Below are 21,416 nucleotides of genomic sequence, written 5' to 3' on the forward strand. Positions count from 1 at the left end.
GCGGCCGGCTCACCCCGTCGGAGGAGCGGTGCGTACGGCGCCTTCCCGCCGGTCCGACCAGTCGGTATGGTGCGTGGCACCGAGACGAGGAGAGACCTGTGCCGCAGATCCAAGGCCACTGTGACGACCGGTTCGCCGCGGTACGCGACGCGTTCGCCGCGAACTTCGCCGAGCGCGACGAGCTGGGCGCGGCGGTGACCGTGCTGGTCGACGGCCACCCGGTGGTGGACCTCTGGGGCGGCTGGGCCGACGGGGAGCGGTCCCGCCCATGGGAGCGGGACACCGTGGTCAACGTCTGGTCCACGACGAAGGGGCCGACCGCCCTCTGTGCCCACATCCTCGTCGACCGTGGTCTCCTGGACCTGGACGCCCCGGTGGCGGCGTACTGGCCCGAATTCGCCGCCGCGGGAAAGGAGTCCGTCCGCGTGCGGCACCTCCTCTCGCACCGCTCCGGGGTCGCGGGCCTGCGCGATCCGCACACCCTGGCCGAGCTCTACGACTGGGAGCTGACCACGGCGCGCCTCGCCGCCACCGAGCCCTGGTGGGAGCCGGGCACCCGCTCCGGCTACCACGCGATCTCCTACGGCTTCCTCGTCGGCGAGGTCGTCCGGAGGATCACCGGCCTGCTGCCCGGGGAGTTCCTCCGGCAGGAGATCACCGGGCCGCTCTCCATCGACTTCGGCGTGGGCTTCCCGGAGAAGGACGCCGACCGGGTCGCCGAACTCGTCCAGCCGAAGTCCGTCTCCCGTGCGCAGGCCGCCCTGTTCGCCACGATGGAGCCGGTGGCCATCGCCTCCCTGCTCAACCCCGGCACCGGTGTCGCCGCGGCCAACACCCCCGAGTGGCGCGCCGCGGAGATTCCCGCCGCCAACGGCCACGGCACCGCACGCGGGGTCGCCTCCCTCTACGGCATCCTCGCCGGGCGGGGCACCCTCGACGGCCGGCGGATCCTGTCCGAGGAGGCGGCCGAGCGGGTCCGCGAGGGCCAGGGCAGCTGCCGGGACCTGGTGCTGGGGGCGGGCTTCGCCCACGAGACCGAGCTGGGCCTCGGCCTCTGGCTGAGCGGCCCGAACGCCTCCTACGGCCCCAACCCGCGTGCCGTGGGCCACGACGGGGCGGGCGGCTCCTGCGGTCTCGCCGACCCCGAGGCCGGGGTCGCCCTCGGCTACGTGATGAACCGCATGGGCCCGCACATCGCCGACGACCCGCGCAAGACGGCCCTGGTCGACGCGGTGTACGGAGCTCTGTGAGCCGGCGTCAGTAGCCTGCGGGGCGCACCAGCCCGGACTCGTACGCGTACACCGCGGCCTGGGTACGGTCGCGCAGACCCAGTTTCACCAGGATCCGGCTCACATGGGTCTTCACGGTCTGCTCCGCCACCACCAGGCGCACCGCGATCTCGGCGTTCGACAGGCCCTGGGCGACGAGGGACAGCACCTCCGTCTCGCGTTCCGTGAGAGAACCGACCCTCTCCCTGCCCGGAGCCCGGGGCCCGGTGCTCACCCGGGAGAACTCGGCGATCAGCCGCTTGGTGATGTTCGGGGCGAGCAGCGCGTCACCGGCCGCCACCACCCGTACCGCCTGGGCGAGTTCCGCGGCGGAGGCGTCCTTCAGCAGGAAGCCGGAGGCGCCGGAACGCAGCGCCTCGTACACGTACTCGTCGAGGTCGAAGGTCGTCAGGACGAGGACCCGGACGGTGGCGCCGGGCGCCTCGGTGAGGCGGCGCGTCGCGTCGATCCCGCCGAGGCGGGGCATCCGTATGTCCATCAGGACGACGTCCGGGGCGAGTTCGGCCGCCTTCTCCAGTGCGTCCATACCGTCCACCGCCTGTCCGACGACCTCGATGCCGGGCTCGGCGTCCAGCAGCACCGTGAAGCCCTGGCGGACCATCATCTGGTCGTCGGCGATCAGCACGCGGATGGTCATGCGGGGTCCTCCAGGGGGAGCGTCGCCACTACTTCGAAACCCCCGCCGGGGGTGGGGCCGTGGGCGAGGTCGCCGCCCAGCATGGCGGCTCGTTCGCGCATGCCGAGCAGCCCGTGTCCGAGCCCCTCCGCCGGTGCGGCGGGTGTGCCGGGTGCGGAGTTGACGACCCGCACCGTGAGGGCGGTGGAGTGGTAGCCCATCTCCACGCGGGCCCGCGCTCCCGGGGCGTGCCGCAGTACGTTGCTCAGCGCCTCCTGCACGATGCGGAAGGCGGACAGTTCCACCCCCGGCGGCAGCGGCCGACGCCGGCCCGCCGTCCCCCTGGTGACGGTGACACCCGCACCCCGCACCTTGCCGATGAGTTCGTCCAGCCGGTCCAGGGTGGGCTGCGGGGCGTGCCGCAGCCCGTCCGCCACGGCGTCCTCCGAGCGCAGGACGCCGAGCACCCGGCGCAGCTCGGCGAGCGCCTCCACGGCGTTCTCCCGTATGCCGGCGAGATTCTCCCGGAGCTCGTCCGACGGGTTCTCGACCAGATGCGGGGCGACCTGCGCCTGGATGGAGATCACCGACATGTGGTGGGCGACCACGTCGTGCAGCTCGCGCGCGATCCGGTTGCGCTCCTCCAGGAGGGTGCGGCGGGACCGTTCCTCCTCCGTCAGCCCGGACTGCACGACGAGCTGGGTGCGAGCCACCCGCAAGGCGCGCAGGGCGGCGGCGATCACCACCGCCGAGACGAGGACGAGGGAGGTGATGCCCAGGGAGTAGTGGTGGGGCCAGGCGGTGGAGCCGGCGAGCAGCCCCGCCGCCAGGGCCAGCGCGAGTGCGAGACCCGCTCGGCGGGGATGTACGCGGAGCGTCAGCAGGAACAGGGAGGCGCCCTGCAGAGCCATCTCGGGGCCGGTCCACGGGAACAGCGCGCCGGGTACCGTCACCGATGCCGTGATCCGCACGCTGACGACCATGAGGACCAGCGAGGCCCACCACGCGTACAGGGGCTGCCACATCCCGGTGAGCAGCGCCAACGCCTGGGCCACGACCAGGAGCACCGCGTATTCGGGTACGCCGGCACCGTGCGGGACCAGGTCGGGCACGTGCCAGACGGCGACCACCGACACCCCGAGCGTCAGCAGCATCCCGAACACGGGCCGCCAGACCGGGTATCCGGGTGCGTCCACGGGCGGCACGGGATCGACCGGAGCGGACCACAGATCCTCGCGCAGCCTGCGCGGGAGCCCGCGCAGTGCCGCCCCGATCCGCTCCCCGACCCCCGTCATGCCGTTCAGCTTAGACACGGCGCGACTCCGGTGCCCGGGCCGGGGAGCCCGACCGCACGACGGTCGAACTCCCGCCGCCGCGCCGCTCGTACGCCCCGAACGCGGCCCGGCACACCAGCAGCACCAGCGCGAACACCGGGAGCCAGGCCGGTCGGGCGAGCAGCCAGGCCGGGCCGTCGGGGACCGTGTGCAGTCCGGGGAGCGGGCCGTGCAGGAACAGGGTGGTCATCGTGACCACGATCATCGCGGTCTGGTGCCACAGGAAGACGGTCATCGCGGAGAGGTTCACGAGCGCCACCGCCGCCCACACCACGGGCCGCGCGAGCACCCGCCGCAGACGTCCGAGCAGCAGCAGGGCCGCACCGCACTGGGCGAGGCCGAAGGTGACGGCGGCGAGCGTCGGCGGATCGAGGTTGGAGAGGGCGCCGCCCGGCACCCCGACCATGGCGGCGGGGTACCCGGCGAACAGCACCAGGCCCGCGGTGGCCGTCGCGCCGCCGAGCAGCAGTACCCACCCGGTCCCGCGGTCGCTCAGCGCGCCCCGCGCCCAGGCCGCCCCGAGGCAGTAGGGGACCAGCCAGCCGGCGGCCACGTTGATCCACCCCAGGGCGGCCGGGCCGTCGAAGCCCAGCCGGAACAGGTCGGCGTGCAGGACGACGGCGAGCGGCCACAGCGGGTGCAACCGCATCACCAGCGGGGTCGCCGCGGTCAGCGCCGCGAACACCAGCAGGAACCAGAGGGGCGACCACACCAGCTTGCCCAGGGTGCGTACAGTCCCCTCGTCCACCCCCGAGGCCAGCATCACGCCGCTCGCCACCGCCCACACGGCCGTCACCACGGCGACCGGCCGGAAGAGGCGGCCCATCCGGGTCCCCAGCCACCGCCCGTAGGACTCTCCCCTGGCCCGGGCGGAGGCGTAGCCCTTCGCCCCCACCTGGCCGCCCACCAGGAAGAAGACGGCGAGCGTCTGGAACACCCACGAGACGGGCGCGAGCCGGGGCATGTGCTGGAGCGGACTCGCGCCGTGCACGGTGCCGCTGTCCGCGACCAGCGCGGTCACCAGCCAGTGGCCGCACACCACACCCAGGATGGCGAAGGCCCGCAGCGCGTCGACCGCACGGTCGCGGTCCCGGGGCGTCGCCGCGTCGATCCGTCGAACGAGGTCACGCATGACCGCCCCCGGCCGTGCCCCCGACGATCCCGGCGATGCTGCGCAGCGAGACGGAGCCGGGCCGCAGATATCCGCTGTGGTCCGCGTCGCCCGCGTCGAAGACCTCGGCACCGAACGCCGGTGCCACCGGGTCCGTCCCGAACCCGAGGGTGACGAACGGCAGCGGGATCTCGACGTGCGGAACCCGGGCGATCCAGTCGTCCCCGCCGAGGCCCGCCCGGACCGTGGCCCGGGTGCGCAGGGCGGTGGCGTCGTCGAAGCCGGTACCGGGGCTTCCGTACAGCACGATGTCCGCGACGTCGAGCCCGGACGCGGCGCGGGCGCAGACCACGGAACCGTAGGAGTGGCAGAGCAGGGACACCCGGGCGGTGGGTTCTGCCACGCTCAGCTCCCGCACGAAGGCCCGCAGGCCCGGTGCCGCCTCGTCGGCCAGGGCCGACGTCAGGGAGGAGGGGCCCAGCATGACCGGCGTCCGGTAGCCGAGCCAGGCGACGACGGCGGAGCCGCTGCCCAACTCGTCCAGGAGAGCCTCGGCGCCGCGCCGTAAGCGCCCGTAATGATCGAGGTCCACGCCCGCCCCGGGCACCAGTACCGCGATGCGTTCCGCCCCGGACAGCTCCCCGAAGACCTCAGCGCTCCGGCCGCCGTCGCGCCCGTCGAAACTCAGGAAGGCACGCCCCCGGCCCGCCATGGCCGTGAGCGTGGCGGCCCGTCGCCGGTCGCCGTGGTGGGCGGCCATGTCCCGCGCCGCCAGAATCTCCTCCCGGCCGGCCGCGTACCTGTACTCCAGCCCCGAGGGGCCGGCCGTGCCCAGCGGCGACAGGGCGGCCGGGGCGGGGGCCGGGACGGCGCCGGGGCGCGCCGCTCCCGACACCGGCAGTGCCACCGACGCGGTGACGAGTACGGCGAGCAGGGCACGCCGAGCGCGGCTGCTCCGTGGGCGGGACGCCATGGGTGATTCCTTCCGTACCGGATGGGTTCTCGTTGAATCCGGTACCGAAGTTATGGAGCGACCCGTGTGGTCGGCGTCCCGCTCAGGAGTGCACTTGGCGCGTAGCTCCCAGGTACTACGAGTAGGGGGTGAGCACCGGCCACCCGCTACGGCCGGCGGCGGGGCTTCCCGCGCTTGGCGGCGCCGCCCTTGGACGGCTTGGCGCCGCCCCGGGACGTCTTGCTCCCCGCCGCGGGCTTCCGCGGCGCGCCGGTCTTCTTCTCGGCGCGCTTGGCCTTGGGCTGCGGCGGTGTCGGCGGACGGCCCCGGGTGCTGTTGACGGTCCGACCCCGGACGATCCCGATGAACTCCTCCACCAGGTCGGTGGTCTTCTCCTCCGGCCAGGACAGGGCGATCCGCGACTCGGGTGCGCCGGTCAGCGGCCGGTAGGTGAGGTCCCTGCGGTGGTGCAGACGGGCCAGCGACTGCGGGACGACGAGCAGCCCCACCCCCGCCGCCACCAGCTCGACGGCGTCCGCCGTCGTGGCGGGCCGCTCGAACGCGGGCCGGCCCGGTGGGCGCTCCCAGTCGAGGGGGTCGTCGAGGGGGTGCAGCACGATCTCCTCGGCGAGGTCCTCGGCCGACATCTCCTCGACGGCGGTCGCCGCACGGTCCTTGGGAAGGACCACCACGGTGGTCTCGGCGTAGAGGGGGATCGCGCTGAGGTCCGTACGGTCGACGGGCAGCCGCACGAAACCGGCGTCCGCGCCACCGTCGCGCAGCAGGGCGGCGGCCTCCGCGGCGGGTACGCCGACGAGGGTCAGGGGGGTACCGGGCAGCCGCTCGTTCCAGATCCGCACCCACTTGGTCGGGGTCACGCCCGGGACGTAGGCGAGCCGGAACGCAGGGGGTTCTTCCGAGCCTGTCACCCCGCCAGGTTACCGGCCGTGGTCGGAGGCGGCGCACATGCTCGATACCCTGGACACCATGACGTCGCACCAGACCACCCAGACCATGAAGCCCGCCACCGCGGCGAAGAAGCTGGGTGTGTACCTCGAAGCCACCCCCGCCGAGTTCCAGGAGGGCGTCGTCTCGCGCGCCGAGCTGAACGCGCTGCAGTCCGACCCGCCCGAGTGGCTGCAGGAGCTGCGCCGCAACGGCCCGCACCCCCGGCCGGTCGTCGCCTCGAAGCTGGGCGTCTCCATCGCCGGCCTCGCGCGCGGAGGGGTCACCGAGGCGCTCACCACCGAGCAGATCGACGCCCTGAAGCACGAGGGCCCGGAGTGGCTGGAGAAGGAGCGCGCCACCCAGGCGGAGGTCCGCAAGGAAGCGGTGCGCATCAAGGAGCGCGACGCCGCCCGGGCCGCGGAGAAGGCCGACCGCGACTGACGCGCCCCGTGGGCGGCGAGGCGCTGCCGGGCTATTCGCCCGTGTAGAAGGCGACGGTCGCCACCGTCGTCGCGGTCACGGTCTCCGGGTCCGCGCCGGCAGCGGCGAACGCCCGTCCCCATTCCTCGCCCGAGCGGGCCACGAAGGCCTTCGCCTCGGGTGAGGTCTGCCACTCCACCGCGTCGTCCGGGCCGAGCCCGCCGCCCGCCAGGTGCCACCCGAGCCCCAGAAGGGCCAGGTCCCACCCGACGCCGACGGCCCCCGGCCCGTACTGGCTCCGGAACTCCTCCGGGATGACGGACACGTGCTCCAGCTCGAACACCGTCCGGTCGCCGCCCTCCGGCGCGAGCCGCACCTCGACCTCGCTGAACCCGGGATCGGGACCGAACAGCCAGGAGACCCGCAGCCGCTCCGGGGGGACGCACTCCAGGATCTCCCCGCCCGCGTTCCCCTCCAGCTGGTAGCTCCCGCCGACCCGGAAGTCACCGGTCACCGGAAGGAACCACCTGGCGATCCGCTCCGGCGCGGTCAACGCGTCCCAGACGTCGGCGGGACGGGCGTCGAAGGTACGCCGCAACAGCACCGTGCCCGCCTCGTCCGCCCCCACCCGGCGGGTGCCGACCTCTCGCCGCACCCGGCTGATCGCGTCGACGATCTCGCTCATGGCCGCTCACTTCCCTCGGGCCGGCAGATACGCGTTGTCGGTGACGCAGCTCCAGTGGCTCATTTTATGGTCGTTCCCGCGCCGCGACAGCGGGAGGAACCGCCATCCGTCCCGGAGCCACCGACGGCGGCGCGCGACAAGGGGCGGAAGGGCACGGTACGTGGTCTCGCGTGTACACCGCATGGCTCCGCAGGGCAGGTGTGAGCGGGCCGCTCCGGAGCCGGCCCGACCTCCCCCCGGTCTTTGCATAAAACTGCATAGATGCGTATAGTCATGCCGTCGATAGGGAGGAATTCCGATGGTGGTACGTGCGGCAGTGGCAGGAGCGAGCGGATACGCCGGCGGGGAACTGCTCCGCCTGCTCCTCACCCACCCCGAGGTAGAGATCGGGGCCCTCACCGGTCACTCCAACGCCGGGGAGCGGCTCGGCGCGCTGCAGCCGCACCTGAGGCCGCTCGCGGACCGCGTGCTCCAGCCGACCACGCCGGAGGTGCTCGGCGGGCACGACGTCGTCTTCCTGGCCCTTCCGCACGGACAGTCCGCCGCCGTCGCCGAACAGCTCGGTGACGAGGTGCTCGTCGTCGACATGGGGGCCGACTTCCGGCTGGAGAACCCCGCCGACTGGGAGAAGTTCTACGGCTCACCGCACGCCGGTACCTGGCCCTACGGACTGCCGGAGCTGCCCGGGGCCCGTGCGGCACTCGAAGGGGCCAAGCGTATCGCCGTCCCCGGCTGCTACCCGACGGCCGTCTCCCTCGCGCTCTTCCCGGCGTACGCGGCCGGTCTCGCCGAACCCGAGGCCGTCGTCGTCGCCGCGTCCGGCACCTCCGGCGCTGGCAAGGCGGCCAAGCCGCACCTGCTCGGCTCCGAGGTCATGGGCAACATGTCCCCGTACGGTGTCGGCGGGGTCCACCGGCACACCCCCGAGATGATCCAGAACCTCGGCGCCGCGGCCGGCGAGCCGGTCACCGTGTCCTTCACCCCGACCCTCGCGCCCATGCCCCGCGGCATCCTCGCCACGTGCAGCGCGAAGGCGAAGCCCGGGGTGAGCGCCGAGTCGCTCCGCGCGGCGTACGAGAAGGCATTCGCCGACGAGCCGTTCGTCGACCTGCTGCCCGAGGGGCAGTGGCCCGCCACCGCCGCCGTGTACGGATCCAACGCCGTGCAGATCCAGGTGGCCCACGACGAGGCCGCCGGCCGGATCATCGTGATCAGCGCCATCGACAACCTGGCCAAGGGCACCGCCGGAGGTGCCCTGCAGAGCATGAACATCGCCCTCGGACTTCCCGAGGACACGGGTCTTTCCACGATCGGAGTCGCACCGTGAGCGTCACGGCAGCCAAGGGATTCACGGCGTCGGGCATCGCCGCCGGAATCAAGGACAGCGGTAACCCGGATCTGGCCGTTGTGGTCAACCAGGGGCCGCGATGCACCGCCGCGGGCGTCTTCACCTCCAACCGCGTCAAGGCCGCACCCGTCCTCTGGTCGGAACAGGTCCTCAAGGGCGGCGAAGTGACCGCCGTCGTGCTCAACTCCGGTGGGGCCAACGCCTGTACGGGGCCCCAGGGCTTCCAGGACACCCACGCCACCGCCGAGAGGGCCGCGGCCTCCCTCAACAGCGCCGGGTACGACGAGACGGGCGGGCACGGTGCCGGAACGGTTGCCGTGGCGTCCACCGGACTGATCGGCCTGCTGCTGCCCATGGACAAGCTCCTCCCGGGCATCGACAAGGCGGTCGCCCAACTGACCCCGCACGGCGGTGAGAAGGCCGCCATCGCGATCAAGACCACCGACACGGTCCACAAGACCGCGGTCGCGGGCGGCGAGGGCTGGACCGTCGGAGGCATGGCCAAGGGCGCGGGCATGCTCGCCCCCGGCCTCGCCACCATGCTGGTCGTCCTCACCACCGACGCCGACGTCGAAGCGCCCGCCCTCGACTCCGCGCTGCGCGCCGCCACCCGCACCACCTTCGACCGGGTCGACTCCGACGGCTGCATGTCCACCAACGACACCGTGCTGCTGCTCGCCTCCGGCGCCAGTGGGATCACCCCCGCGCAGGCCGAGTTCGAGCAGGCCGTGCAGAGCGTCTGCGCCGACCTCGCCCGGCAGCTGATCGGCGACGCCGAGGGCGCGTCCAAGGACATCCGGATCGAGGTGGTCAATGCCGCCACCGAGGACGACGCCGTCGAGGTCGGCCGGAGTATCGCCCGGAACAACCTCCTCAAGTGCGCCATCCACGGCGAGGACCCCAACTGGGGCCGGGTCCTCTCCGCGATCGGCACCACGAAGGCGGCCTTCGAGCCCGACCGTCTGAACGTCGCCATCAACGACGTCTGGGTGTGCAGGGGCGGCAGCGTCGGCGACGACCGCGACCTGGTCGACATGCGCTACCGGGAGGTCCGGATCACCGCGGACCTCGCGGCGGGGGACGAGTCCGCCGTCATCTGGGCCAACGACCTGACCGCCGAGTACGTGCACGAGAACAGCGCGTACAGCTCATGAGCGCCGCGAGGAAGCACACCGCGCTGCCCAAGGCGCAGATCCTCATCGAGGCGCTGCCCTGGCTCACCCGGCACAACGGGAAGACCGTCGTCATCAAGTTCGGCGGCAACGCCATGATCGACGAGGAACTGAAGGCCGCCTTCGCCCAGGACGTCGTCTTCCTGCGGCACGCCGGCCTCAAGCCCGTCGTCGTCCACGGCGGGGGCCCGCAGATCAGCGCCCAGCTCGACAAGCAGGGCCTGGTCAGCGAGTTCAAGGCCGGGCTGCGCGTCACGACGCCCGAGGCCATGGACGTCGTACGCATGGTGCTGGCCGGGCAGGTCCAGCGTGAGCTCGTCGGGCTGCTCAACCAGCACGGCCCGCTCGCCGTCGGCATGACCGGTGAGGACGCCCACACGATCACGGCCGTCCAGCACCGTCCCGTGATCGACGGCGAGGCCGTCGACATCGGCCGGGTCGGAGAGATCACCGCCATCGACACCGGGGCGATCCAGGCGCTGCTGGACGACGGCCGGATCCCGGTCGTCTCCTCCGTCGCGCGCTCCGCCGACGACAACCACGTCTACAACGTCAACGCCGACACGGCGGCCGCCGCGCTCGCCGCAGCGCTGGACGCCGAGACGCTGATGGTCCTCACCGACGTCGAGGGCCTCTACGAGGACTGGCCGAACAGCGACGACGTCATCAGCCGCCTCACCGCCACCGAGCTGGAGAAGCTGCTGCCGGATCTCTCCAGCGGCATGGTGCCCAAGATGCAGGGCTGCCTCCACGCCGTGCGCAACGGTGTCGAGACCGCCCGTGTCATCGACGGCCGCGTCCAGCACGCGATCCTGCTGGAGATCTTCACCGACGAGGGGATCGGCACGATGGTCGTGCCCGACACGACAGCCGCCGCACCGCACGGCGCAGAGGGGGAGTCATGACCGGCAACGAGGAGTTCGCACAGCGCTGGCAGGGCGCGCTGATGGACAACTACGGCACGCCGCAGCTGCCCCTGGTGCGCGGTGCGGGCGCCCGGGTGTGGGACGCGGACGGGACCGAGTACCTCGACTTCGTCGGGGGTATCGCGGTCAACGCGCTGGGCCACGCCCACCCCGCCGTCGTAGAAGCCGTCTCCACGCAGATCGCCTCCCTCGGGCACGTGTCCAACCTCTACACCGCCGAGCCGCCCATCGCGCTCGCCGAACGGCTCCTCCAGCTCTTCGGACGGACGGGCAGGGTCTTCTTCTGCAACTCCGGTGCCGAGGCCAACGAGGCTGCCTTCAAGATCGGCCGGCTGACCGGGCGCACGCACATGGTGGCCACCGACGGCGGCTTCCACGGCCGGACCATGGGCAGCCTGGCCCTGACGGGCCAGCCCGGCAAGCGGGATCCGTTCCTCCCGCTGCCCGGCGACGTCACGCACGTGCCGTACGGCGACGTCGACGCGCTGCGGGCCGCGGTGACGACCGACACCGCGCTGCTGATCATCGAGCCGATCCAGGGCGAGATCGGCGTCGCCGTACCGCCCAAGGGCTACCTGGAGGCGGCCAGGGAGATCACGCGTGCCACGGGCACGCTGCTCGTCCTGGACGAGGTGCAGACCGGGATCGGCCGCTGCGGCCACTGGTTCGAGCACCAGGCACACCAGGGCGTCGAGCCCGACGTGGTCACCCTGGCCAAGGGGCTCGGCGGCGGACTGCCGATCGGTGCCACCGTCGCGTTCGGTGCCGCGGCCGACCTGCTGAAGCCCGGTCAGCACGGCACGACGTTCGGGGGGAACCCCGTCGCCTGCGCCGCCGGTCTCGCCGTGCTGGACACCCTGGCCTCCGACGGCATCCTGGACGAGGTGAAGCGGCTCGGCGAGCGGATCAGGGACGGCGTCGAGGGTCTCGGCCACCCGCTGGTCTCCCATGTCCGCGGCTCCGGACTGCTGCTGGGTATCGTGCTCACCGGGCCCCTCGCACCGAAGGTGCAGCAGGCGGCTCAGGGAGCCGGACTCCTGGTGAACGCGCCCGCCCCCGACGTCGTACGGCTCATGCCGCCGCTGATCATCGGTGACGCCGAGGTGGACGCGTTCCTGCGGATCCTGCCAGGAGCTCTCGACGCGGCTGACGGGGACGGACGATCCGGCGAGTGATGATCCGGAGAATGAGGCGACGACGATGACCGAGGCGCAGGAAACCGACCACGGCGGGCCGTCGGTTCCGCAGACCCGCACGGCACGCCACCGCAGGATCGTGGACATCCTGAACAGGCGGCCGGTGCGCTCGCAGAGCCAGCTGGCCAGGCTGCTGTCCGACGACGGGCTGAGCGTCACCCAGGCGACGCTCTCCCGCGACCTGGACGAGCTGGGCGCGGTGAAGATCCGCAACACCGGCGGCGAGCTGATCTACGCGGTGCCGAGCGAGGGCGGCTTCCGCACCCCGCAGGCGCCGCTCGGAGGGTCGGCCAAGGAGGAGCGGATGCGCAGGCTCTCGGCCGAGCTGCTCATCTCCGCGGAGGCCTCGGCCAACCTCGTGGTGCTGCGCACGCCTCCGGGCGCCGCCCAGTTCCTCGCCTCGGCCATCGACCAGGCCGAACTCCAGGCGATCCTCGGCACGATCGCCGGGGACGACACGCTGATGCTGATCAGCCGCGACCCCAACGGCGGCCAGGCGCTGGCCGATCATCTGCTGCGTCTGGCCCAGAACGGACCGGCTCCTCAGTAGCGCGTGATCGCGGTCGGGCCGGACTCCGTCCCGACCGCGATGTGCGGACGGCGGACCGGATCGGCCCAGGCCAGGATCCGGTCCATGGCTGCCGCCGGGACGGACACGCAGCCGGCGGTCGCGCCCTTCCCGTCGACGTGGAGGAAGATCCCGGCGCCCCTGCCCCGCACCGGCCGGTGGTAGTTGAACCCGATGACGAGGGCACGGGCGTACTGGACGGTGTAGTCGACGAGGTGTTCGGCCTCGTCCGCGCGGCAGTCGGCGGGCAGCGGCTCCACCCAGCGGTTGTACGCACGGGACGCGTTGTCCTGGCACCACCACGAGTCCTCGGCGACCCGGCGGTACGGGTAGCGGGTACCGGGCGCCGCGGCTCCGGCCCCGAAGGCGTACGGCAGGTCGTACAACCCGGTGGGCGTGGTGTTCGTGCCCTGCGTGCGGGTGGCGCCCTCGGCCAGGCCGTTCGCCCCGAAGCGGGCGGGCGCGGAGCCCGCCGCCACCCAGCCGCCGCCGCGCCGGTCCCACCAGGTGACCGTGCCCGTGGTGGAGTCCGTCCCGGGTGCTTCGGCGGTGATCAGCTGCGAACCGCCGCCCGTGTCGGCCAGCCGTTCCGGCAGGGGCGGCGGCCCGGCGGGCCGCGCGGCGAGCGAACCGGCCAGAGCCAGCAGGGCGGACGCGGTCACCAGGAGTCTGCGCATGCCCCGGACCGTACGGGGCGCGTGGGTCCGCCCCCACCGCGCCTGCTCCGTACGGCCCAGTGGTTCACTCGCCGGTCGGCGTGGGCAGCGCGGGCAGCGGCAGAGGGAGCCCCGGAAGCCCGTCGATGCTGGTGGCGATGTCGGACTTCTTCTCGAAGTACTTGCTCAGGCTGTCGTCGTCCTCGCGCCGGAAGCGGTCCGAGTGCAGGGAACGGTCCTCGTCGTACGACATGAAGGGCACCCCGTAACCGCAGGTGTCCCTGATCAGTTCGGCCGTCACCACGATGATCGCGCGCAGGCCGTGCGGTGTGGGGTCGATGTCAGGGAAGTGGCCGAGCAGCCCGGGGAAGCGCGGGTCGTCACGGAAGACCGGCTCACCGCGGCCGTGTACGCGGACGATGTCGGGCGGGCCCTGGAAGGCGCACCACATCAGAGTGATGCGTCCGTTCTCCCGGAGGTGGGCGACGGTCTCGGCGTTGCTGCCGGCGAAGTCGAGGTAGGCCACGGTCCGTTCGTCGATGACGGCGAAGGAGCCGCTGATCCCCTTCGGGGAGAGGTTGACCGTGCCGTCACCGTCCAGCGGGGCGGTGGCGGTGAAGAAGATGCGCTGCTCCTCGATGAAGGTCCGGAGCCGTCCGTCGATGCGCTCATAGGTTTTTCCCATGGGGGTGATTATCGAAGGAGAGCCGGGGCCGCGTCGATGCTTTGACAAACCATACGGAGGACTGCATAGTTATACCCATCAGTGAATGGATCAAGGATGGCGGACGGCGTGCGCGCACCCCGCCCCCCCCTTGCACTTCCGAGGAGCACGCAGTGAGCAACGGCACCGGCAACAGCGACGTACGCCTCTGGGGCGGCCGTTTCGCCGACGGCCCGGCCGAGGCGCTGGCCAAGCTGTCCGCCTCCGTCCACTTCGACTGGCGGCTCGCGCCGTACGACATCGCGGGCTCCCGAGCCCACGCGCGCGTGCTCAACAAGGCGGGACTGCTGACCACCGACGAGCTGTTCCGCATGATCGAGGGCCTGGACTCCCTCGAGGCCGCCGTCGCCGACGGGTCGTTCACCGGCACCATCGCCGACGAGGACGTCCACACCGCACTGGAGCGAGGCCTCCTGGAGCGGCTCGGCCCGGACCTCGGCGGCAAGCTGCGGGCCGGCCGGTCCCGCAACGACCAGGTCGCCACGCTCTTCCGGATGTATCTGCGCGACCACGCCCGGATCATCGGCGGGCTGATCGCCGAGCTCCAGGACGCCCTGGTCGGCCTGGCGGAGGCGCACCCGGACGTGGCCATGCCCGGCCGTACGCACCTCCAGCACGCCCAGCCCGTCCTCTTCGCCCACCACGTCCTGGCCCACGTGCAGCCCCTGTCCCGGGACGCCGAGCGGCTGCGCCAGTGGGACGAGCGGACCGCCGTGTCCCCGTACGGTTCCGGCGCGCTGGCGGGTTCGTCCCTCGGGCTGGACCCGGAAGCGGTCGCCGCGGACCTCGGCTTCGAGCGCGGCTCCGTCGGCAACTCCATCGACGGCACCGCGTCCCGCGACTTCGTCGCCGAGTTCGCCTTCATCACCGCGATGATCGGCGTCAACCTCTCCCGGATCGCCGAGGAGATCATCATCTGGAACACGAAGGAGTTCTCCTTCGTCACCCTCCACGACGCCTTCTCCACCGGTTCCTCGATCATGCCGCAGAAGAAGAACCCGGACATCGCCGAGCTCGCCCGCGGCAAGTCCGGCCGCCTCATCGGCAATCTGACCGGCCTGATGGCGACCCTGAAGGCGCTCCCGCTCGCGTACAACCGTGACCTCCAGGAGGACAAGGAGCCGGTCTTCGACTCCTGCGACCAGCTGGAGGTCCTGCTCCCCGCCTTCACCGGCATGATGGCCACCCTCACCGTCAACCGTGAGCGCATGGAGGAACTGGCCCCGGCCGGCTTCTCGCTCGCCACGGACATCGCCGAGTGGCTGGTCAAGCAGGGCGTCCCCTTCCGGGTGGCGCACGAGGTCGCGGGTGAGTGCGTGAAGGTGTGCGAGCACGAGGGCATCGAGCTCGACGAGCTGACGGACGAGCAGTTCGCGAAGATCTCCGAGCACCTCACCCCGGAGGTGCGCACCGTCCTGAACGTGCCCGGAGCGCTCGCCTCCCGCGACGGACGCGGAGGGACGGCCCCCTCGGCCGTCGCCGTCCAGCTGGCCGAGGTGAAGGCCGACCTGGTGACGCAGCACGCCTGGGCGACCGCGCGCGGATGATTCACAGGCATCGCGGGCTACGTTGACGGGAAGGCGTTCGGAACCGACCCAGAGGAGCCCGCGATGCCCTTCGCCCGCCTGAACCGAGCGACCACCCCGACCTCGCACATCGGGCTCGGCCTGGCCGCCGTCGCCAGGCCCGGCTACATCACTCCGCACCGTGACCACGATCTGCCCGGCGACCGCGGTGTGGACGACCTACGCGCCCGTACCCATGAACTCCTGGACGCCGCCTACGCCCAGGGGGTGCGCTATGTCGACGCCGCCCGCTCCTACGGCCGCGCCGAGGAGTTCCTCGCCGAGTGGCTGACCGCCAGGCCCGAGGTGACCGACGTGGTCATCGGAAGCAAATGGGGCTACACCTACACCGCCGACTGGCACGTCGACGCCGAGGTGCACGAGGTGAAGGACCACGGCCTCGCCACCTTCGAACGTCAGCACGCCGAAACGACGGGTCTGCTCGGTGACCGGCTCGACCTCTACCAGGTCCACTCGCTGACCGCCGACAGCCCCGCGCTGGGCGACAAGGACCTGCACGCGCGTCTCGCCGAGCTGGCCGCCGCGGGCACCACGGTCGGCTTCTCCACGAGCGGCCCCGGCCAGGCCGATGCCATCCGGGCAGCCCTCGCCGTCACCGTGGACGGCGAACCCCTCTTCCGTACGGTCCAGGCCACCTACAACGCCCTGGAGAACTCCGCCGGAACGGCACTCGCGGAGGCGCACGACGCGGGTCTCACCGTGATCGTGAAAGAGGCCATGGCCAATGGGCGGCTCGCCGGGACCGAGGCGCCCGCCGTCCTCCGGGAGATCGGCGCAGAGGCCGGACTGGCCGCCGACGCGGTCGCCCTGGCGCTCGTGCTCCACCAGTCGTGGTCCGGAGTCGTCCTGTCCGGTGCGGTCACCGCCACCCAGCTCGCGGCCAATCTGCACGCCCCGCTGCTCGACCTGGACCCGGACCGGCTCGACCGGCTGGCCGCCCTCGTGGAGGAGCCGGAGGCGTACTGGCGTCACCGGGCCTCACTGCCCTGGAGCTGAACCGGTGGACGGCCACTCGGCGAGCGCGTCGAAGTCCGTCCGCGTCAGCCCCACCCAGGGGTCGATCCGGCGCAGCAGGGCACGCCCCGGGTGATGGGCGGCGACCCAGGCCGTGTCGAGCTCGGAGATCTCGTCGTCGACCCAGGCGAACGGTCTGCCGTCGGCGTGGTCGACGACGTGCCGCGTCTTCCAGTACGTCCCGTTTCCCGTGGTGCCCTGCATGTCCGGCCAGTCGATGTACGGCAGCGGCGGGAGCCCGAGGCGCGGGGCGATCCACTCGTTCGCCTCGTTCTTCCAGGTGGAGGCCCAGGCGAGTTCGTACCGGTCGGTGAGTGCCAGCAGCTCGTCACCGTGGTCCGGGTTGAGCAGCACGGGCAGGCCCGCCCCCGCCGTCCACCCGGTCGGCCGCATCAGGTGCCGCCGATAGCCCGGGGGGACCTCGCGCCGGGACAGAGCCGCGTACGGGTTGAGCGGACCGTCGACGTCGATCAGCAGCAGCGGCTTCATGGCGTCATGGTGCCCGGAAGGCGCCGGAGTGGCCACGCGGTCCGAGAATGAGACATCCCTGTCTCATATGGATTACTCTCGTCTCATGACTCTTGATCGTGAGCAGGTGCTGCGGAGCGCCGCCGCCCTGCTGACCCGTAAGTCCACGGCGACCATGGACGAGGTCGCCAGGGCCGCCGGGATCGGCCGCGCCACCCTGCACCGGCACTTCGCCGGACGGGACGCCCTGGTCGGGGCGCTGGAAGACCTCGGTATCCGGGAATTCGAAGCCGCGCTGGACACGGCCGGACTGGACGAGGGAAGCGCCGAGGACGGGCTGCGGCGGCTGATCGCGGCAGTCCAGCCCGGTGCGGGACTGCTGTCCTTCCTCGTCGCCGAGAGCCAGCTCTTCGAGGGCGACGACGTCAACGAGGGCTGGAGCCGTCTCGACGCCCGGGTGGCCGCGTTCTTCCGGCGGGGGCAGGAGCGCGGCGAGTTCCGGATCGACCTCACCCCGGCCTGGCTGACCGAAGCCCTGTACGGCCTGATCGGGAGCTGCGCGTGGTCCGTGCAGGCCGGCCGGGTCGCCGCACAGGACTTCCCCTACATGATCGTCGAGTTGCTCCTGGGCGGAGCACGCCGGAGCGTGGAGAAATGAGCAGCACCTCTTCACGGGCGGGTGTCACGGCAGACCTGCGCCATCCCGGCCGGTGGATCGCCCTCACCGTCCTCGTCCTGGCCGTGTTGCTCGTGGCCGTCGACGCCACCGTGCTCGGCCTCGCGACGCCGTTCCTCAGCGAGGACCTCGAACCGACCGGCACCCAACTGCTCTGGATCGGCGACGTCTACTCGTTCGTGATCGCCGGGCTCCTGGTCTCCATGGGCAGCCTCGGCGACCGCATCGGCCGGAAGAAACTGCTGCTGACCGGTGCCGCCGCCTTCGGCGCGGTCTCCGTGCTGAACGCCTATGCGTCGAGCCCCGAGATGATGATCCTGGCCCGGGCGCTGCTCGGTGTCGCGGGTGCCACCCTGATGCCGTCCACGCTCGCCCTGATCCGCAATCTCTTCCACGACCCGCGCGAACGCAGCCTCGCCGTCGGTATCTGGGGCGCCATGGCCTCGGCCGGCGCCGCCGTCGGACCGGTCGTGGGCGGCCTCCTGCTGGAGCACTTCTGGTGGGGCTCGGTCTTCCTGATCAATCTGCCCGTGATGGCGGTCCTCGTCGTCGTGGGCCTCAGGATGATCCCCGAGTCGAAGAACCCCGCGCCGGGGCCCTGGGACCTGACCAGTGTGGGGCTCTCCCTGATCGGCATGATCGGCGTCGTGTACGCCATCAAGGAGGCCGCCGCACACGGTCCGAGCTGGGGAGCCGGGGTCGCGGCCGTCGGCGGTGCGCTGGCACTCGCCTGGTTCGTACGGCGTCAGCTGAGGCTCCCCGCCCCGTTGCTGGACATGCGGCTCTTCCACCACCGGGGATTCTCAGGCGCGGTCCTGGCCGATCTGCTGACCATCCTCGGACTGTCCGGCATCGTCTTCTTCCTCTCCCAGTTCCTGCAACTGGTCCAGGGGAGGGGGCCGCTCGAGGCCGGGCTCGCCGAGCTGCCCGCGGCCGTCGGCGCGGTGACCGCCGGACTGCTGGCGGGGAGGGTCGCGCGCCGCTGGTCCGTGCGTTCGGTGGTCGCCGTCGGGCTCGGGGCCATCGGCGTGTCGCTCGCGATGGTCACGGTGATCCACAAGGAGACCGGCTATCCGCTGATCGGGGTCCTGCTGCTGGTGGTGGGTGTCGGTGCGGGATTCGCCTTCACCGTCACCTCCGACGTGATCCTCTCCAGCGTGCCGAAGGAGCAGGCCGGCTCGGCATCCGCGGTGTCCGAGACGGCGTACGAACTCGGCGCCGCCCTCGGTATCGCGCTGCTCGGCTCCATCGTCACCGGCGTCTACCAGGGCTTCGGTACACCCGAGGGCGTTCCCGCCGCCGCCGCGTCCGCCGCACACGAGTCGCTGGGGGGCGCGGTGGAGACGGCGGAGCACCTTCCGGCCCCGCAGGCGGGCGAGCTCGTCGCCGCGGCCCAGGAGGCGTTCGTCAACGGGCTGCGGGTGTCGGCCGCGGTCGGTGCCGTGGTGCTGCTCGCGACAGCCGTCGCCGCGTGGTTCCTGCTGCGTGGTCAGAAGCTGGAGGAGGGGATCATCCCCGACGAGTAGCGGGCCCCGGCGCGACCGCGCCGGGGCCCGCTCACCCGTCGGGCTCAGGCGGCCTTGGCCTTCGTGGCGTACATGTCGACGTACTCCTGGCCGGACAGCCGCATCACCTCGGACATCACCGAGTCCGTCACCGCCCGCAGGACGTAGCGGTCGCGGTCCATGCCCTCGTACCGGGAGAACTCCATCGGCTCGCCGAAGCGCACCGTGACCTTCCCGGGGCGGGGCAGGCCGGCGCCGCCCGGCTGCAGCTTGTCCGTGCCGATCATCGCGAAGGGCACGACCGGAGCACCGGTCATCAGGGTCAGCCGCGCGATGCCCGTACGGCCGCGGTAGAGCCGGCCGTCGGGGGAGCGTGTGCCCTCGGGGTAGATGGCGAAGGCATGGCCACCCTCCAGCACCCGGCGGCCCGTCATCAGCGCCGCGACGCCGCCGCGACCGCCGTCCCGGTCCACGGGGATCATGCCGCAGCCCGTGAAGAACCAGGCCATCAGGCGGCCTTTGAGGCCCTTGCCGGTGACGTACTCGTCCTTGCCGATGTAGAACACCGGCCGGTCGCAGCAGATCGGCATGATCATCGAGTCGATGAACGTCAGGTGGTTCCCCGCGAGGATCACCGGTCCGTCGCCGGGGATGTTCTCGACGCCTTCCACCTGGGGCCGGAACAGCAGGCGCAGGATCGGTCCGAGCACTGCCTTGATGACCGTGAGTCGGGACAACGCATCCTCCGGTGACGTGGCCGGGCGGCCGGGGCGGGAATTCGCGAGGGTCTGTGCAGGTGAGGACGATACTCGCGGGTCCCGCCTCTGCGCACATCGGGTTCATCGAGCCGATACGCAGTGTTGACGTGTGTTTCCGCCGTGTTCGTCCAAGGGCTGCCCCGCCGATGGCGTAGCTGCCTACGATCAAGCCTGCCCCGAAGGTGCCGGACATCACATGCGAGGAGCAACCATGACAGAGCGCGCGCAGGCAGCACCCGGCCGGCGGAGCCTTCTGGGGGCGGCCGTCCTCGGCACGGCGGCCCTCGGAGTCTCCGGCACGGCGCACGCCGCCGGACAGGGCGCCCCGGGCGGGCGGGGCAACGGCGGCGGGTCCTACCGGGACCTGCCCGTGCCGACCGTCGTCGGCCACCGCGGGGCCAGCGGCTACCGCCCGGAGCACACCCTCGGCGCCTACCAGCTGGCCCTGGACATGGGCGCGCACATCGTCGAGCAGGACCTCGTGCCCACCAAGGACGGCCACCTGGTCTGCCGCCACGAGAACGACATCACCGGCACCACGGACGTCGCCGAGCACCCCGAGTTCGCGAGCCGCAAGGCCACCAAGAAGGTCGACGGGGTGCCGCTCACCGGCTGGTTCACCGAGGACTTCACCCTCGCCGAGCTGAAGACCCTCCGGGCCAAGGAGCGCATCCCGGGCAACCGCCAGGAGAACACCCTCTACGACGGGCGCTGGGAGATCCCGACCTTCGAAGAGGTCCTGCGCTGGGCGGACAAGGAGGGCCGCAGGCGTGGCAAGCCGGTGTGGCTCTACGTGGAGACCAAGCACCCCTCCTACTTCAGGGGCCTCGGGCTCGGCCTGGAGGAACCGCTCGCCAGGCTGCTGCGCCGCCACGGCCGGCACCGGGCGAACTCGCCGCTGATCCTCCAGTCCTTCGAGCCGGGCTCGATGCGGCGGCTGTCGGAGCTCGTCTCCACCCCGCGTGTCGTCCTGCTGTCCGGGCCGAAGGAACGGCCCTGGGACTTCGTGGAGGCCGGTGACCCCCGCACCGTGGCCGATCTGGTGAAGCCCGCCGGGCTGAGGTGGATCGCCTCCTTCGCGCAGGGCATCGGCCCCACCCTGGACCTGGTCATCCCCCGGGACGGCGCGGGGCGGCTGACCACGCCCACCACCCTGGTCGAGGACGCGCACGCGCGGGGCCTGATCCTGCACCCGTACACGATGCGCAACGAGAACGCCTTCCTGCCCGCGGACTTCCGGCGCGGCACCGACCCGAACGCGTACGGCGACGTCTTCGGCGCTCTGCGCGCGTACTTCGAGGCGGGCATCGACGGGATCTTCTCCGACAACCCCGACACCGCCCTGCTCGCGGCCGCCGACTTCGCGCGGGGCTAGTAGGGCTTGGTCAGGTCGGACATGGGTGAGCGTGTCCTTTCGGTCGGTGTTGCGTTGACAGGGTGTGACTCCGGATGAGATTGCGGCTG

Annotated in this window: 22 protein-coding genes; 12 read left to right on the top strand and 10 right to left on the bottom strand. The window is 72.0% G+C overall.

From position 1 onward, the window contains the following. Positions 1-98 precede the first annotated feature (98 nt). On the top strand, positions 99-1,250 hold the full coding sequence (locus ABT001_RS32345; RefSeq protein ID WP_351284896.1) for a serine hydrolase domain-containing protein: 1,152 nt from the start codon (positions 99-101) through the stop codon (positions 1,248-1,250). A gap of 7 nt (positions 1,251-1,257) precedes the next feature. On the opposite strand, the gene ABT001_RS32350 is transcribed toward ABT001_RS32345, so the two are convergent. The 5 genes from ABT001_RS32350 to ABT001_RS32370 all read right to left on the bottom strand — a co-directional run bounded on the left by ABT001_RS32350 (position 1,258) and on the right by ABT001_RS32370 (position 6,231). Beyond that, positions 1,258-1,926: a response regulator gene (locus tag ABT001_RS32350; RefSeq protein WP_351284898.1), complete on the bottom strand. Its 669-nt coding sequence runs from the start codon at positions 1,924-1,926 to the stop codon at positions 1,258-1,260. Then, entirely contained in the window at positions 1,923-3,218 is a 1,296-nt protein-coding gene (locus ABT001_RS32355; RefSeq protein ID WP_351284900.1) for a sensor histidine kinase, read from the bottom strand. The genes ABT001_RS32350 and ABT001_RS32355 overlap by 4 nt, the downstream gene beginning before the upstream one ends. Next, on the bottom strand, positions 3,211-4,371 hold the full coding sequence (locus ABT001_RS32360) for an acyltransferase family protein (protein WP_351284901.1): 1,161 nt from the start codon (positions 4,369-4,371) through the stop codon (positions 3,211-3,213). The genes ABT001_RS32355 and ABT001_RS32360 overlap by 8 nt, the downstream gene beginning before the upstream one ends. Beyond that, positions 4,364-5,323, bottom strand: a complete 960-nt coding sequence (locus ABT001_RS32365) for an alpha/beta hydrolase (RefSeq protein ID WP_351284903.1) — start codon at positions 5,321-5,323, stop codon at positions 4,364-4,366. The genes ABT001_RS32360 and ABT001_RS32365 overlap by 8 nt, the downstream gene beginning before the upstream one ends. Before the next feature lie 146 nt (positions 5,324-5,469). Further along, complete coding sequence (locus tag ABT001_RS32370; RefSeq protein ID WP_351284904.1) at positions 5,470-6,231, bottom strand: LysR family substrate-binding domain-containing protein; 762 nt, start codon at positions 6,229-6,231, stop codon at positions 5,470-5,472. 37 nt (positions 6,232-6,268) lie between these two features. Between ABT001_RS32370 and ABT001_RS32375 the strand changes: the two genes are divergently transcribed. Further along, positions 6,269-6,691: a DUF5997 family protein gene (locus tag ABT001_RS32375; RefSeq protein ID WP_351284906.1), complete on the top strand. Its 423-nt coding sequence runs from the start codon at positions 6,269-6,271 to the stop codon at positions 6,689-6,691. Positions 6,692-6,722: 31 nt separating this feature from the next. On the opposite strand, the gene ABT001_RS32380 is transcribed toward ABT001_RS32375, so the two are convergent. Further along, a complete protein-coding gene (locus tag ABT001_RS32380) occupies positions 6,723-7,355 on the bottom strand; it encodes an SRPBCC family protein (protein ID WP_351284908.1) in 633 nt (210 codons plus the stop codon). Positions 7,356-7,653: 298 nt separating this feature from the next. Here ABT001_RS32380 and argC point away from each other — a divergent pair, with 298 nt between their 5' ends. Genes argC through ABT001_RS32405 form a run of 5 tightly spaced genes read left to right on the top strand, consistent with a single transcriptional unit; the run spans position 7,654 to position 12,547 of the window. Continuing rightward, positions 7,654-8,682, top strand: coding sequence for an N-acetyl-gamma-glutamyl-phosphate reductase (argC, locus tag ABT001_RS32385; protein WP_351284909.1), 1,029 nt, complete (start codon positions 7,654-7,656; stop codon positions 8,680-8,682). Next, entirely contained in the window at positions 8,679-9,857 is a 1,179-nt protein-coding gene (argJ, locus tag ABT001_RS32390; RefSeq protein WP_351284911.1) for a bifunctional glutamate N-acetyltransferase/amino-acid acetyltransferase ArgJ, read from the top strand. The genes argC and argJ overlap by 4 nt, the downstream gene beginning before the upstream one ends. Then, entirely contained in the window at positions 9,854-10,780 is a 927-nt protein-coding gene (gene argB / locus ABT001_RS32395; protein WP_351284912.1) for an acetylglutamate kinase, read from the top strand. The genes argJ and argB overlap by 4 nt, the downstream gene beginning before the upstream one ends. Beyond that, the gene (locus tag ABT001_RS32400; RefSeq protein ID WP_351284914.1) at positions 10,777-11,976 is read left to right on the top strand and encodes an acetylornithine transaminase; all 1,200 of its coding nucleotides are present in this window, start codon (positions 10,777-10,779) and stop codon (positions 11,974-11,976) included. Before argB ends, ABT001_RS32400 begins: the two co-directional genes overlap by 4 nt. 25 nt (positions 11,977-12,001) lie before the next feature. Next, complete coding sequence (locus ABT001_RS32405; protein WP_351284915.1) at positions 12,002-12,547, top strand: arginine repressor; 546 nt, start codon at positions 12,002-12,004, stop codon at positions 12,545-12,547. Here the strand turns inward: ABT001_RS32405 and ABT001_RS32410 are convergent. Beyond that, positions 12,541-13,242 (bottom strand): L,D-transpeptidase family protein, encoded by a 702-nt coding sequence (locus tag ABT001_RS32410; protein ID WP_351284916.1) that lies wholly within the window; start codon positions 13,240-13,242, stop codon positions 12,541-12,543. The two genes, ABT001_RS32405 and ABT001_RS32410, sit on opposite strands and share 7 nt — an antisense overlap. Before the next feature lie 64 nt (positions 13,243-13,306). Further along, positions 13,307-13,906 carry a pyridoxamine 5'-phosphate oxidase family protein gene (locus tag ABT001_RS32415; RefSeq protein WP_351284918.1) on the bottom strand — a complete coding sequence of 200 codons (600 nt, stop codon included), beginning with the start codon at positions 13,904-13,906 and terminating at the stop codon, positions 13,307-13,309. A 152-nt stretch (positions 13,907-14,058) separates the two neighbouring features. Here ABT001_RS32415 and argH point away from each other — a divergent pair, with 152 nt between their 5' ends. Continuing rightward, positions 14,059-15,492 (top strand): argininosuccinate lyase, encoded by a 1,434-nt coding sequence (gene argH / locus ABT001_RS32420; protein ID WP_351284919.1) that lies wholly within the window; start codon positions 14,059-14,061, stop codon positions 15,490-15,492. A gap of 63 nt (positions 15,493-15,555) precedes the next feature. Continuing rightward, a complete protein-coding gene (locus ABT001_RS32425; RefSeq protein WP_351284921.1) occupies positions 15,556-16,527 on the top strand; it encodes an aldo/keto reductase in 972 nt (323 codons plus the stop codon). Here ABT001_RS32425 and ABT001_RS32430 read toward each other — a convergent pair. Further along, positions 16,510-17,034: an HAD domain-containing protein gene (locus ABT001_RS32430; protein ID WP_351284922.1), complete on the bottom strand. Its 525-nt coding sequence runs from the start codon at positions 17,032-17,034 to the stop codon at positions 16,510-16,512. The two genes, ABT001_RS32425 and ABT001_RS32430, sit on opposite strands and share 18 nt — an antisense overlap. Positions 17,035-17,119: 85 nt before the next feature. Here ABT001_RS32430 and ABT001_RS32435 point away from each other — a divergent pair, with 85 nt between their 5' ends. Then, positions 17,120-17,671: a TetR/AcrR family transcriptional regulator gene (locus ABT001_RS32435; protein WP_351284924.1), complete on the top strand. Its 552-nt coding sequence runs from the start codon at positions 17,120-17,122 to the stop codon at positions 17,669-17,671. Continuing rightward, positions 17,668-19,215 carry an MFS transporter gene (locus tag ABT001_RS32440; protein WP_351284925.1) on the top strand — a complete coding sequence of 516 codons (1,548 nt, stop codon included), beginning with the start codon at positions 17,668-17,670 and terminating at the stop codon, positions 19,213-19,215. The genes ABT001_RS32435 and ABT001_RS32440 overlap by 4 nt, the downstream gene beginning before the upstream one ends. A 44-nt stretch (positions 19,216-19,259) precedes the next feature. Here ABT001_RS32440 and ABT001_RS32445 read toward each other — a convergent pair whose 3' ends face one another. Then, on the bottom strand, positions 19,260-19,931 hold the full coding sequence (locus ABT001_RS32445) for a lysophospholipid acyltransferase family protein (RefSeq protein WP_351284927.1): 672 nt from the start codon (positions 19,929-19,931) through the stop codon (positions 19,260-19,262). 232 nt (positions 19,932-20,163) lie between these two features. Between ABT001_RS32445 and ABT001_RS32450 the strand changes: the two genes are divergently transcribed. Further along, the gene (locus tag ABT001_RS32450) at positions 20,164-21,327 is read left to right on the top strand and encodes a glycerophosphodiester phosphodiesterase (RefSeq protein ID WP_351284928.1); all 1,164 of its coding nucleotides are present in this window, start codon (positions 20,164-20,166) and stop codon (positions 21,325-21,327) included. Positions 21,328-21,416: the final 89 nt, after the last annotated feature.

The sequence above is a fragment of the Streptomyces sp. NPDC002793 genome (assembly GCF_040295485.1).
Lineage (GTDB): Bacteria > Actinomycetota > Actinomycetes > Streptomycetales > Streptomycetaceae > Streptomyces.

Bases quoted from the DNA above. Each gene is read 5' to 3' on its own strand.
- ABT001_RS32435 (WP_351284924.1), top strand. From the start codon at position 17,120: ATGACTCTTGATCGTGAGCAGGTGCTGCGGAGCGCCGCCGCCCTGCTG.
- ABT001_RS32380 (WP_351284908.1), bottom strand. From the start codon at position 7,355: ATGAGCGAGATCGTCGACGCGATCAGCCGGGTGCGGCGAGAGGTCGGC.
- ABT001_RS32410 (WP_351284916.1), bottom strand. From the start codon at position 13,242: ATGCGCAGACTCCTGGTGACCGCGTCCGCCCTGCTGGCTCTGGCCGGT.
- ABT001_RS32450 (WP_351284928.1), top strand. From the start codon at position 20,164: ATGACAGAGCGCGCGCAGGCAGCACCCGGCCGGCGGAGCCTTCTGGGG.
- ABT001_RS32440 (WP_351284925.1), top strand. From the start codon at position 17,668: ATGAGCAGCACCTCTTCACGGGCGGGTGTCACGGCAGACCTGCGCCAT.
- argC (WP_351284909.1), top strand. From the start codon at position 7,654: ATGGTGGTACGTGCGGCAGTGGCAGGAGCGAGCGGATACGCCGGCGGG.
- ABT001_RS32365 (WP_351284903.1), bottom strand. From the start codon at position 5,323: ATGGCGTCCCGCCCACGGAGCAGCCGCGCTCGGCGTGCCCTGCTCGCC.
- argB (WP_351284912.1), top strand. From the start codon at position 9,854: ATGAGCGCCGCGAGGAAGCACACCGCGCTGCCCAAGGCGCAGATCCTC.
- ABT001_RS32350 (WP_351284898.1), bottom strand. From the start codon at position 1,926: ATGACCATCCGCGTGCTGATCGCCGACGACCAGATGATGGTCCGCCAG.
- ABT001_RS32430 (WP_351284922.1), bottom strand. From the start codon at position 17,034: ATGAAGCCGCTGCTGCTGATCGACGTCGACGGTCCGCTCAACCCGTAC.
- ABT001_RS32400 (WP_351284914.1), top strand. From the start codon at position 10,777: ATGACCGGCAACGAGGAGTTCGCACAGCGCTGGCAGGGCGCGCTGATG.
- ABT001_RS32375 (WP_351284906.1), top strand. From the start codon at position 6,269: ATGCTCGATACCCTGGACACCATGACGTCGCACCAGACCACCCAGACC.
- ABT001_RS32425 (WP_351284921.1), top strand. From the start codon at position 15,556: ATGCCCTTCGCCCGCCTGAACCGAGCGACCACCCCGACCTCGCACATC.
- ABT001_RS32360 (WP_351284901.1), bottom strand. From the start codon at position 4,371: ATGCGTGACCTCGTTCGACGGATCGACGCGGCGACGCCCCGGGACCGC.
- ABT001_RS32405 (WP_351284915.1), top strand. From the start codon at position 12,002: ATGACCGAGGCGCAGGAAACCGACCACGGCGGGCCGTCGGTTCCGCAG.
- ABT001_RS32415 (WP_351284918.1), bottom strand. From the start codon at position 13,906: ATGGGAAAAACCTATGAGCGCATCGACGGACGGCTCCGGACCTTCATC.